Origin of the sequence: Mycobacterium sp. 1245805.9 (genome assembly GCF_001672915.1) — a bacterium.
Lineage (GTDB): Bacteria > Actinomycetota > Actinomycetes > Mycobacteriales > Mycobacteriaceae > Mycobacterium.
Genome location: NZ_LZKR01000165.1, coordinates 41,345 through 52,580 on the forward strand (window position 1 = coordinate 41,345; position 11,236 = coordinate 52,580).

10 protein-coding genes and 1 other RNA gene are annotated in these 11,236 nt (G+C 67.4%); 7 read left to right on the plus strand and 4 right to left on the minus strand.

Going from position 1 to position 11,236, the window contains the following annotated elements; all coding sequences use genetic code 11:
• Window positions 1-47: 47 nt before the first annotated feature.
• The gene (locus A9X00_RS22375) at window positions 48-1,430 is read right to left on the minus strand and encodes a wax ester/triacylglycerol synthase family O-acyltransferase (RefSeq protein WP_067158502.1); all 1,383 of its coding nucleotides are present in this window, start codon (window positions 1,428-1,430) and stop codon (window positions 48-50) included.
• A 131-nt stretch (window positions 1,431-1,561) separates the two neighbouring features.
• Between A9X00_RS22375 and panB the strand changes: the two genes are divergently transcribed.
• The 3 genes from panB (at window position 1,562) to A9X00_RS22390 (ending at window position 5,308) form a co-directional block, all read left to right on the plus strand.
• Window positions 1,562-2,407: a 3-methyl-2-oxobutanoate hydroxymethyltransferase gene (gene panB / locus A9X00_RS22380; protein ID WP_067158579.1), complete on the plus strand. Its 846-nt coding sequence runs from the start codon at window positions 1,562-1,564 to the stop codon at window positions 2,405-2,407.
• Between the two features lie 178 nt (window positions 2,408-2,585).
• Window positions 2,586-3,749 (plus strand): cellulase family glycosylhydrolase, encoded by a 1,164-nt coding sequence (locus A9X00_RS22385; RefSeq protein ID WP_067158504.1) that lies wholly within the window; start codon window positions 2,586-2,588, stop codon window positions 3,747-3,749.
• Between the two features lie 56 nt (window positions 3,750-3,805).
• Window positions 3,806-5,308, plus strand: coding sequence for a CYTH and CHAD domain-containing protein (locus A9X00_RS22390; protein WP_067158506.1), 1,503 nt, complete (start codon window positions 3,806-3,808; stop codon window positions 5,306-5,308).
• A 64-nt stretch (window positions 5,309-5,372) separates the two neighbouring features.
• Here the strand turns inward: A9X00_RS22390 and A9X00_RS22395 are convergent, their stop codons facing one another.
• A complete protein-coding gene (locus A9X00_RS22395; RefSeq protein ID WP_067158508.1) occupies window positions 5,373-6,209 on the minus strand; it encodes an SDR family NAD(P)-dependent oxidoreductase in 837 nt (278 codons plus the stop codon).
• Window positions 6,210-6,553: 344 nt separating this feature from the next.
• Here A9X00_RS22395 and A9X00_RS22400 point away from each other — a divergent pair, with 344 nt between their 5' ends.
• Complete coding sequence (locus A9X00_RS22400) at window positions 6,554-7,477, plus strand: dihydrodipicolinate reductase (RefSeq protein WP_067158581.1); 924 nt, start codon at window positions 6,554-6,556, stop codon at window positions 7,475-7,477.
• Between the two features lie 61 nt (window positions 7,478-7,538).
• Window positions 7,539-8,195 carry a TetR/AcrR family transcriptional regulator gene (locus A9X00_RS22405; RefSeq protein ID WP_067158510.1) on the plus strand — a complete coding sequence of 219 codons (657 nt, stop codon included), beginning with the start codon at window positions 7,539-7,541 and terminating at the stop codon, window positions 8,193-8,195.
• A 38-nt stretch (window positions 8,196-8,233) separates the two neighbouring features.
• Here A9X00_RS22405 and rnpB read toward each other — a convergent pair.
• Window positions 8,234-8,634: RNase P RNA component class A (rnpB, locus tag A9X00_RS22410), an RNA gene on the minus strand.
• 113 nt (window positions 8,635-8,747) lie between these two features.
• Between rnpB and A9X00_RS22415 the strand changes: the two genes are divergently transcribed.
• Both A9X00_RS22415 and A9X00_RS22420 read left to right on the plus strand, forming a co-directional pair.
• Window positions 8,748-9,917 carry a cytochrome P450 gene (locus A9X00_RS22415; protein ID WP_067158512.1) on the plus strand — a complete coding sequence of 390 codons (1,170 nt, stop codon included), beginning with the start codon at window positions 8,748-8,750 and terminating at the stop codon, window positions 9,915-9,917.
• Window positions 9,914-10,108: a ferredoxin gene (locus A9X00_RS22420; protein ID WP_067158514.1), complete on the plus strand. Its 195-nt coding sequence runs from the start codon at window positions 9,914-9,916 to the stop codon at window positions 10,106-10,108. Before A9X00_RS22415 ends, A9X00_RS22420 begins: the two co-directional genes overlap by 4 nt.
• 3 nt (window positions 10,109-10,111) lie before the next feature.
• Here A9X00_RS22420 and A9X00_RS22425 read toward each other — a convergent pair whose 3' ends face one another.
• A complete protein-coding gene (locus tag A9X00_RS22425) occupies window positions 10,112-11,194 on the minus strand; it encodes a Zn-dependent alcohol dehydrogenase (RefSeq protein ID WP_067158516.1) in 1,083 nt (360 codons plus the stop codon).
• Window positions 11,195-11,236 lie beyond the last annotated feature (42 nt).

Here is an 11,236-nt window from a genome sequence, read left to right on the forward strand (position 1 = left end):
GCTGCCAGAGCCAACCTGAGATTCTGATGAGCGCCTCCGGCGGCGAACTAGCCGACGGCCGCGAGCAGTTCTTCCATCGCCACCGCGAAGTCGTCGGCCATCTCCCACAGGTCCGGCAGCAACTCCGGGCACGAGATCAGCCCGACGTCCAGTGTCCCGTTCAGCGACATCACGGTGATGTTGAGCCCCGAGCCGTGGAAGATCGGGCCCAGCGGATACATCGCCTTGACCTCGCAGCCCAGGAAGTACAGCGGCTCCTGCGGGCCCGGAACGTTGGAGACCACCAGGTTGTGCACCGGCATGGTCTCGGTCAGCCGGGTCCGGGCGTACAGCCGCATCGCGACGCCGAACACCGCCGGCGCGGCGAACTGCGTCCAGTCCTGCAGCAGCGAGGCGCCGATGGCCGAACTGTGTTCCTTGGCAAGGGAATTCGCCTCAGCGATGGCCTTGAGGCGTTCGACGGGATCGGCGATCTCGGTGTGCAGGCTGGAGAACATGGCCGAAACCTGGTTGCGGCCCGGGCGATCCGACTTCCCGTGCACCGACACCGGCACCGAGGCCACCAGCGACGAGTCGGGCAACGCGTCGCGATCGGCCAGGTACTGGCGCAGCACCCCGGATACCAGGGCCATCACGACGTCGTTGACCTTGACGCCAAAGTGGTTCTTCACCGTCTTGACGTCCCCGAGGTCCAGCTGCGCGTACGCAATGTTGCGGCGGCCGGTGATGGAGGCGTTGAACGCGGTCCGCGGCGCGGCGAACGGACGCGCCATCGCCTGGCCCTCGACGGCCTTGCGCACCGTCGCGACCACCGACGACACGGTCTGGGGCACCACGTTGGCCAGCCGCAGCGGCCGGCTGGCGAACCGGACCAACCCGCCCGCGGCGATCTGCCATCCGCTGGCGCCGCCGACACCGTCCACCGGATCCGGCGCGGGCGCGTCGGCCTCGGTGGCGCACAGCTGCGACATCAGGTTCGCGCCCGTCACCCCGTCCACCCCGCAGTGGTGCACCTTGGTCATCACCGCCAGCCGATCGGAATCGGCGCCCGCCACGCCCTCGATGACCCACATCTCCCACAGCGGCCGGCTTCGGTCCAGCGGCAGCGACGCGATGTGCCCGCAGATTTCCGACAACTCGCTGCGGCCGCCCGGCGGCGGCAATCCGATGCGGTGCAGGTGGCGGTCCACGTCGAAGCTCTCGTCGTCCACCCACACCGGGTGGTCGAGGTTCAGCGCGCTGTCGGCGAGCTTTTCGCGGAACTGCGGCATCGCCTTCAGGCGCAGCATCAGCGCGTCGCGCAGCCGGTCGAAGGTGTAGCCACCCGGCATCGTCGACGTGTCCACCTCGATGATCGAGCAAACATGCATGGGCTGCGCGGCGGTCTCGAGATACAGGAAACTGGCGTCGAGACCGCTGAGCCGCTGCATGCGGAGAATGGTATGACTCACACCACACGGGCGGTGCAACCGCGCACCCAAGATGGCAGAATGGCGGGAGTCAGCGAACCCGGGGACCTGAATGGCCACGAGGATCGATCCGACCACTACCAGGGACAATGATGTCTGAGCAGAATCCTTATGGTGCCAATCCGTCCGCGCAAGCCAAGCCGCCGACCCGGATTCGCACCCACCACCTGCAGAAAATGAAGGCCGAAGGCCACAAGTGGGCGATGCTCACGGCCTACGACTACTCGACCGCCCGGATCTTCGACGACGCCGGCATCCCGGTGCTGCTGGTCGGTGATTCGGCCGCCAACGTGGTGTACGGCTACGACACCACGGTGCCGGTCTCGATCGACGAACTCATCCCGCTGGTGCGCGGCGTGGCGCGCGGCGCCCAGCGCGCGATGGTCGTCGCCGACCTGCCGTTCGGCAGCTACGAGGCCGGCCCGGCCGCCGCGCCGGCCGCCGCGACCCGGTTCATGAAGGAAGCCGGCGCGCACGCCGTCAAGCTCGAGGGCGGCGAGCGGGTGGCCGACCAGATCGCCTGCCTGACCGCGGCGGGCATCCCCGTGATGGCCCACATCGGCTTCACGCCGCAAAGCGTGAACAGCCTGGGCGGCTTCAAGGTGCAGGGCCGCGGCGACGCCGCGGAGCAGACGGTGCACGACGCGATCGCCGTCGCCGAGGCCGGCGCGTTCTCCGTCGTGATGGAGATGGTGCCCGCCGAGTTGGCCACGCAGATCACCGGCAAGCTCACCATCCCGACCATCGGGATCGGGGCCGGTCCCAACTGCGACGCCCAGGTCCTGGTCTGGCAGGACATGGCCGGCCTGAGCGGGGGCAAGCCGCCGCGCTTCGTCAAGCGGTTCGCCGACATCGGGGCCGAATTGCGAAAGGCCGCAACGCAATACGCGCAAGAGGTGGCCGCTGGCACCTTCCCCGCCGAGGAGCACTGCTTCTGACGGCCGCTTAGCCGCAACGCGCGCCGGCCGCCTTTTCCCCCGCTCGAAGCGGCGGCCCCGGTCACGCCGGAGATTGCTGAAACCTCTTGTGTGCCACCGCTGGTAGGGTTGCTGCTATGGGCGATCGGGGTTCGTGAGCGGGGCTGAAGAAATCGTCGGCAGCAATCGTGGTGGCCTCGTGCACCGCCGAACGGTCTTGGCGTTACCGCTGCTACTGGCGGGCGGCGCCGCCCTGACGCGAGTGCCCCGCGCCGCCGCGCAGCCGGCCCCTGCGCCGCCGGAGTCGAGTCGGTGGTCGACCGAGCGCGCCGACCGCTGGTACCGGGCGCAGGGCTGGCTGGTCGGCGCCAACTACGTCACGTCGAACGCGATCAACCAGCTGGAGATGTTCCAGCCCGACACCTTCGACCCGCTGCGCATCCACGTCGAGTTGGGCTGGGCCCGGTCCGCCGGGTTCAACGCCGTGCGGGTGTTCCTGCACGACCAGCTCTGGACCCAGGACCAGCGCGGCTTCCAAGCGCGCCTGGCCCAGTTCGTCGCCATCGCCGCCAACCGCGGCATCAAGCCGCTGTTCGTCTTGTTCGACTCCTGCTGGGACCCCTTCCCCAACCTCGGGCCGCAGCGCGCCCCCACGCCCGGCGTCCACAACTCGGGCTGGGTGCAGGGTCCGGGCGCTGACCGCCTCGGCGACCGCGGCTACCTCGACACCATGCGCGCGTACGTGACGGGGGTGCTGACCCAATTCCGCAACGACGACCGGGTTTTGGGTTGGGACCTGTGGAACGAGCCGGACAATCCCTCGCATCACTACGCGTCGGTCGAGCGGCCGGACAAGGAGCAACTCGTCGCCGACCTGCTGCCGCAGGTGTTCGGGTGGGCCCGTTCGGTCGATCCCGTGCAACCGTTGACGAGCGCGGTGTGGCAGGGCGAATGGCCCGACGCCGGAAGCACCAGCGCGATCGCCGCGATCCAGCTCGACAACTCCGACTTCCTCACGTTCCACTCCTACGGCGAGCCGGCCGGCTTCGAGAACCGCATCAACGAGCTCGCCTCGCAGGACCGGCCGATCGTCTGCACCGAGTACCTGGCCCGGCCGCTGGGCAGCACCGTCGCGGACATCCTGCCAATTGCCAAGCGCCACAAGGTCGGTGCCATCAACTGGGGACTCGTCGCGGGCAAGACCCAGACGTACTTCCCCTGGGACTCGTGGGATCATCCATACGCGGCGATTCCGGACGTGTGGTTCCACGACCTGTTACAAGCCGACGGGCGGCCGTTTCAGGAAAGCGAAATCCAGACGATTCGTCAGCTGACCGGCGGAGCGATGCATCTCAACCAGTAGCACCGCGATATGGCACCCTATGGGTTGCCCACCACCCCGCCTCAATGGAGCCGAGAATGCCTGTAAAAGCGCCGAAAACCTCGCGTCATGTGGAGGTGGAGCGCAAGTTCGACGTCGTGGAGTCCACGGTGTCACCGTCGTTCGAAGGCATCGCCGCGGTCGCCCATGTCGACAAGTCGCCGGTCGAATCGCTGGACGCGACGTACTTCGACACGCCGACGCAGGACCTGGCCCGGAACAAGATCACCCTGCGCCGCCGCACCGGCGGTCACGACGCGGGCTGGCACCTCAAGTTGCCGTCCGGCCCGGAGGCCCGCACCGAGGTCCGCGCGCCGCTGGACGCGTCGGAGCCGGACACCGTGCCGGACGAGCTGCGGGACGTGGTGCTGGCCATCGTCCGCGAGCGCCCGCTCCAACCCGTCGCGCGGATCAGTACCGAACGCGAAACCCAGGTGCTCTACGGCGCGGACGGGGCGGCGCTGGCGGAGTTCAGCAACGACCACGTGACCGCGTGGGCGGCCGGGGACTCCGACGCGCAACCCGCCGAACAGGAGTGGCGCGAGTGGGAACTCGAGCTCGCCGAGGGCAACGGCGCCACCGACACCGAGCTGCTGAGCCGGCTGAGCAACCGGCTGCTGGATGCCGGCGCCGCGCCCGCCGGCCACGCCTCCAAGCTGGCCCGCGTGCTCGGCACGACGGCGCAACCCGACGACGCGGCCCAGCCCGCCGACCCGGTGCACCGGGCGGTGGCCGAGCAGGTCGGCGAGCTGCTGGTGTGGGATCGCGCGGTGCGCGCCGACGCGTACGACGCCGTGCACCAGATGCGGGTGACCATCCGCAAGATCCGCAGCCTGCTGGCCGACTCCGGCGACTCGTTCGGGTTGTCTGAGAACGCGTGGATCCTCGACGAGCTCCGCGAGCTCGGCAACGTGCTGGGCGCGGCCCGCGACGCCGAGGTGTTGGCCGAGCGCTACCAGCAGGCGTTGGACAAGCTGCCGGCCGAGCTCGTGCGCGGACGCATCCGCGAACGCCTCGTCGACGGGGCGCGGCGCCGCTACCAGACCGGGCTGCGGCGGTCGCTGATCGCGATGCGCTCGCAGCGGTATTTTCGGCTGCTCGACGCCCTCGACGCGTGGGTGGCCGAAGCTCCGGCGGCCGTCCCGGGCGAGGAACCGGCGCCGGTGACCCTGGATGCCGCCTACCGCAAGGTCCGCAAGGCCGCGAAGGCCGCCGCGCAGGTGGACCCCGGCGACGAGCGCGAACGCGATTTGGCCCTGCATCGAATTCGCAAGCGCGCCAAGCGGCTTCGCTACACCGCCGCAGCCACGGGCGCCACGCAGGTGTCCGAGCAGGCGAAGGTCATCCAGACGCTGCTGGGCGATCATCAGGACAGCGTCGTCAGCCGCGAGCACCTGGGTCATCAGGCCGAAGCCGCGCACACCGCCGGCGAGGACACCTTCACCTATGGGCTGCTGTACCAGCAGGAGGCCGACCTCGCCGAGCGGTGCCGCCAGCAACTCGACGACGCGCTGCGCAAACTCGCCAAGGCGGTGCGTTAGGCGCAAAGCGTCTGCGGACGGGTTTGGCGCTTCTTCGCGAAGTCGCCCGGATGACCAAGCACTGCTAGGTATCGCATTTCACCATCGCGGACGTTCGCTCCCATAACTCTCGCGCGCGTTGCAGGTCATAGGTCATCCGATGCGCACGGCCGACACGCCGTTTTACGAAGTACTCGCCGGCGGGATCGACGCCGTTGCCGTCATCGGAAGCCAGCCATACCAGCTGATCGCACGCCGCTTCCGGGGTGATGCCTACGAGGCGTTCGGCGTGCATCCGTTCCATGATCTTGAGGACACGGGAGCCGGACGCCGGCCCGAAATTGCTGTTGACGAATCCGGGGTGGAACGAGGCGGCCGATACACCGAATTCGCTGTAGCGGCGGTGTAATTCGCGACCAAACATCACCAAAGCGATCTTGGATAGCCCATAGGCGATCGTCGGCCGCACAGGCTTCGCGCACAGTAGGTCGTCCACGGAGACGCCTGGACGAACCAAGCGTTGCGACGAACTCGACGTGCAGATGATCCGCGCTTTCGAGGCGATCAACACGTCCATCAACGACATCGTGAGGAGAAACGCCGCGAGATAGTTGACCTGCAGCACACCATTGTGCCCGTCGGCGGTCGGACCATCGCCGTGATACACGGTTCCGGCATTGTTGGCCAGCACGTCGATTCGCGGATACCGAGCGCGAAGCTCATACGCGAGGGAGCGAACCTGCGCGAGGTCGTAAAAATCCGCACACGCGCAATCCACGCCAAGTTCGTCGGCGATCGACTTGGTCTTAGCCGGCGAACGGCCCACGACGACGACTTCATTGCCATCAGCAGCAAGCCGGCGCGCCACTGCCGCGCCCACACCATCGCTCGCCCCGGTGATGACGATGGTCCGCCTCGGCACCTGCGTCGCACCCTTCGATCGCCGCTTGCTGAACTGAACGACGTACTGGTAATTCTTACTAGTGTTGCCTACAGTAAGCCACGTGCCGACGCGTTGACAACCATCCGATCGACCACTCGGTAGGTCCGGCCCGACACCGTTTCCCATGAAAGGCAACGCCTATGACTCCTTCTCCTGCCACCGCCAAGCGTCGTGTGGTTCACGTCGGCACCGGCATGACGGGCAGCGTGGCGCTGCGTGCGATCATCGACGACCCCGCACTGGATCTAGTGGGGCTCAAGGTGTCCTCACCGGACAAAATTGGCACCGACGCCGGCCAACTGTGTGGCCGCCCCGATGTGGGAATCGCGGCGACAGATGACGTGGCGACGGTGCTGGGCGCCAAGCCGGAGTGCATCGCCTACTGCGCGACCGCCGTTCGGCGTGAGGACGAGGTGATCGCCGACATCGTCGGCTACCTGGAAGCCGGCGTCAATGTCGTCAGCATCTCTGCGATCCCAATGGTGTATCCCGCAGCGGCCCCAGCGAAATGGCGTGATCCGATTGAACAGGCTGCACGAAAAGGCAACGCGACCTTCTATGCAACGGGATGTGAACCCGGCTTCGTGAGCCTCAACCTGCCCACCGCGTTGCTGTCCGGCGCCGGTGTGGTCGACTCCTACCGCATGGACGAGTACGCCCTCGACCTCGATCTGGCGTACCCGATCTGGGAGGTCCTGCACGAGTCGATGGGTTTCGGAAAGCCCGACGGCCACGTTCCCATCCGCATTGCGGTTGGCAAGGTGAACAATGATTGGGAACCAGTCGTGCGCTACATCGCCGACACGCTAGGTGTGGAGACCGAGAGAGTGGCGTTGGATTGGGAAACGATCCTCGCCCCGACCGACCTCGACACGGCACTGGGTGTGATCCCGGAGAACACGATCTGCGCACATCGCTGGCAGCTGGCCGCGATCCACGACGATCGCCCGGTGGCGTCGGTTCAATACTTCGCGACGGTGACGTCCACTCCCTGGCCCGAAACCTGGCCGCGTCCAGCACAACCGGGACAAGGCGGCATGGTGTTTCGCGTCGAGGGAAACCCCAATATGACCCTGGATCTCCGTCTTGACCCGGCACCGGGCGACGCCACCAACCCCGGCGTGGCGGCAACCGCCATGGCAGCCGTCAACGCGATCCCGGCCGTCATCGATGCGCCGCCGGGCCTTCTCGAAACGCCGCTTGCCGGCCCCTCGATCGTCACGCGGCACGCACGGCGACTCACATGACCAAACCGAAAATCGATGTGCTGTACTACGGCCCGTACGACTTCGCGATCGACGACGACCGGTGCAGACTGTGAAGCCACAGCGACAATCAGGCCGGCGAGCGCGAGGCTCACTGACCAAAGACGCAATCGTCGAGGCGGCCTTCGCCATAGCGGCAGACTCCTCCATCGAAGACCTGAGCATCCCACTGGTCGCCAAGTCGCTGAACGTCGGCGTCACCAGCATCTACTGGCACGTCCGCAATAAATCCGAGCTTCTCGACGCCATGACCAACCGCGCGCTGCGCGACAGCGGATTGCCCGCCTTCGCCGAGTCGGGGGATTGGCGCTCGTCATTGGCGGCACACGCACGCGGTGTGCGCCAGACGTTCCTCCGCGATCCGGTGTTGACAGATCTGATACTCATTCGAGGCGCATTAAGCCCCCTGGCTCGACGGCTCGGCGAACAGGAAACGCAAAAGGCGATAACCAGCATGATCGAAGGCGGTCTGCCCGAGCAGACAGCTCGCGACACCTACTCAGCGGTGTCCGAACTCGTCCGGGGATCGGTACTCCTCGCGAGACTGGCGCAAAAGCACAACGCAGCACAGCAGATGCAGACCGCCCACGAGAGCGACTCCTCAAGCGTCCCAATTCCGTTGGACGATCGAGCGTTCGAACTTCTTCTGACATCGCTGCTCGCTAACGCCACACTCTCCACTACTACGCCCGCCTGCTGAACAGCACGAACCCCTGACCATGCACATCGGCAGGTGGGCGGACGAGTTGGCCTGTAAGCCGGATTCTGTTCCCCGCCGCCGCGGCATAAGCAACGGCGGCGGGGCGGCGACCATCCATCTGGACACACCGTTGCCGGGTGCCTCGAGCGGCCTACCCGCAGGCTCGGGCGAGCAACCCTCGGACGCCTGCGCGGCCGCACCTTTCGATGCGGCCTTCTTGGCCTTGCTTCGGGTGGGGTTTGCCTAGCCACTCCGGTCACCCGGAATGCTGGTGCGCTCTTACCGCACCGTTTCACCCTTACCACCGCGAGGGTGGCGGTTTGTTTTCTGTGGCACTTTCCCGCGAGTCACCTCGGATTGCCGTTAGCAATCACCCTGCTCTGTGAAGTCCGGACTTTCCTCGACTCGACATGCGAGCCGCGGCCGCCCGGCCAACTCGTCCGCGACGGTCCACGGTACTCGCTGCAGAATCTGCTGACCAGCGGCATTCGGCGATCTCCGCAATTACCTAATCATTGCCTAAATAACGATGTTGGTGTCACATTGAACCTCATGACAGAAACCGAAGGGTATGTCGATCAGGCGTTCGCGGGTCTCGCTGACCCGCAGCCGATGTACAAGGCGTTGCGCGAAACCACCCCGGTTTTCCGGTCGCCGTCGGCGTGGGTTCTCAGTCGCCTGTCCGACATCGAGATGGCCCTCAAACACACCGAGTTGTTCTCGTCGAACATGGACGCCGTGGACCTCGGCAACGTCCGACCGATGATCCCGTTGCAAATCGACCCGCCCGATCACGCGAAATACCGCCGCGTCCTGGACCCGCTGTTCACCCCGCGGGAGATGGCCCGGCGCGAACCCCTCGTCAGCGCGCTGGTCAACGAGATGATCGACCGCTTCGCCCCTCGCGGCGAATGCGACTTCCACGAAGAGTTCGCCGTTCCCCTCCCCTGCACCGTCTTCCTGCAATTGCTCGGCCTGCCGCTGGAGGATCTCGACCAGTTCCTGGAGTGGAAGGACGGCATCATCCGGCCGGAGGGCGACTCCGGCTTCGACCGCCGCCACGAGTCCAGTGCCCCAACGGCGCAACAGATCTACGAGTACTTCGACCGTGCCATCGACGACCACATCGCCAGCCCGCGCGACGACGTGCTGTCCGCCATGATCGCGGCCAACGTGGAGGGCAAACCGCTGACACGCGAGGAGCTGCTCGACATCTGCATCCTGTTCCTGATCGCCGGGCTCGACACCGTGACGGATTCCCTGGACTGTTTCTTCGTGTTCCTGGCCCGTCACCCCGAGCACCGTCGCCAACTCGTCGAGCAGCCCGACATCCTGCCGAGCGCCATCGAGGAACTGTTGCGCTGGGAGACGCCCGTGCCGGGCGTGGCCCGCGTCTGCATCCAGGACACCGAGGTGGGCGGGTGTCCGATCAGCAAGGGCGAACGGATCAGCCCGCTGCTCGGCGCGGCCAACACCGACCCCGCCGAGTTCCCCGACCCCGAGCTGGTGGATTTCAGCCGCAGCCCGAACCGACACCGCGCGTTCGGCGGTGGCCCGCACCGCTGCCTGGGATCCCACCTCGCCCGCATGGAGCTGCGGGTGGCACTGCGCGAATTCCACCGCCGCATCCCGGATTACGAGGTCAAGCCCGGCACGCAGCTGACCTATACCGCCGCGCTGCGGTCGGTGGAGTCGCTGCCATTGGTCTTCCCGCCGTCATGAGTCGCGTCATCGTCGACCCCGACCTTTGCACGGGGCACGGCCGCTGCTACACCCTGGCGCCCGACGTCTTCGACGCCGACGAGGTAGGTCACTGCGTGGTGCGCGTCGAGGAGGTCTCGGGCGAGCTCGAGGCGCAGGCCAAAACAGGTGAGCAGAACTGCCCCGAACAGGCAATCACGCTGTCGCCCTGAGGATTACGCGAAGCACACCACGCTGCGCGCCCCTCGCCCGGCGGACATGTCGGTGAACGCCGCCTCGACGTCGTCGATCCCGATCCGCCGCGTCACCAACGCTTCGAGGTCGAGCTTGCCGCGTTGGGCCAGCGCGGCCAGCACCGGGATGTCGCGCGCGGGGTCGCTGGCGCCGTAGACGCTGCCCTGGATCGTCTTGCCGTCGGCCATCAACGACAGTGCGGGAAACGTCACCTCCTCGGCGATCCCGGCGGCGCCCACCAGGGTCACCTTGCCGCCGCGGCGGGTGGCCTCGTAGGCCAGGCACATCGTGGCCGGCTTGCCCACCACCTCGATCCCGTGGTCGACGCCGAGGCCCCCGGTGAGGTCGCGCACCGCGGCGACGACGTCGGACTCGCTGGCGTCGATGGTGTCGGTTGCCCCGTTGGCCACCGCGGCGGGAAGCTGACCGGCGGCCCGGTCGGCGGCGATGATCGGCGCCGCGCCGGCCAGCCGCGCGCCTTGGATGGCGGCCAAACCCACACCGCCGCAACCGATTACGAGCACGCTCTCCCCCGGGCGCACGGCCGCGGTGCGCATCACCGCACCGACCCCGGTGGTCACGCCGCAGCCCAGCAGCGCCGCGAGATCGAGCGGCAGCGACTCGTCGACGGGCACGACCGCCGCGGCCGGCAGCAGCGTTTCCTCGGCCAGCGAGCCGACGCCCATTCCCGGCCACACCGGGGCGCCGGCGCCCTCGGCGTACGGGCCGCCGTAGGCGTGGTCGTAGCCGTGCACGCACAGCTGGGCCTCGCCGCGCAGGCAATGTGGACAGGAGCGGCACGGCACGTTCCACGTCAACACCACATGGTCCCCCGGGCTGACGGTGGTGACCTCGCCGCCGACCTCGGCGATAATCCCCGCGCCCTCGTGCCCGAGCGTCGATGGCAGCAGCGTCGGTATCGCCCCGTCGCGCAACGACAGATCGCTGTGGCACACCCCGCTGGCGTGCAGCCGCACCCGAACCTCGTGGCCACCCAGCGGTCGCAGCGCGAGGTCCTCCACCGCCGTCGGCTGTCCGACCTCGCGCAGCACGACCGCCTTCATCGGACCAAAAATGTGATCGGCGTCATAGCGACCTACGATGGC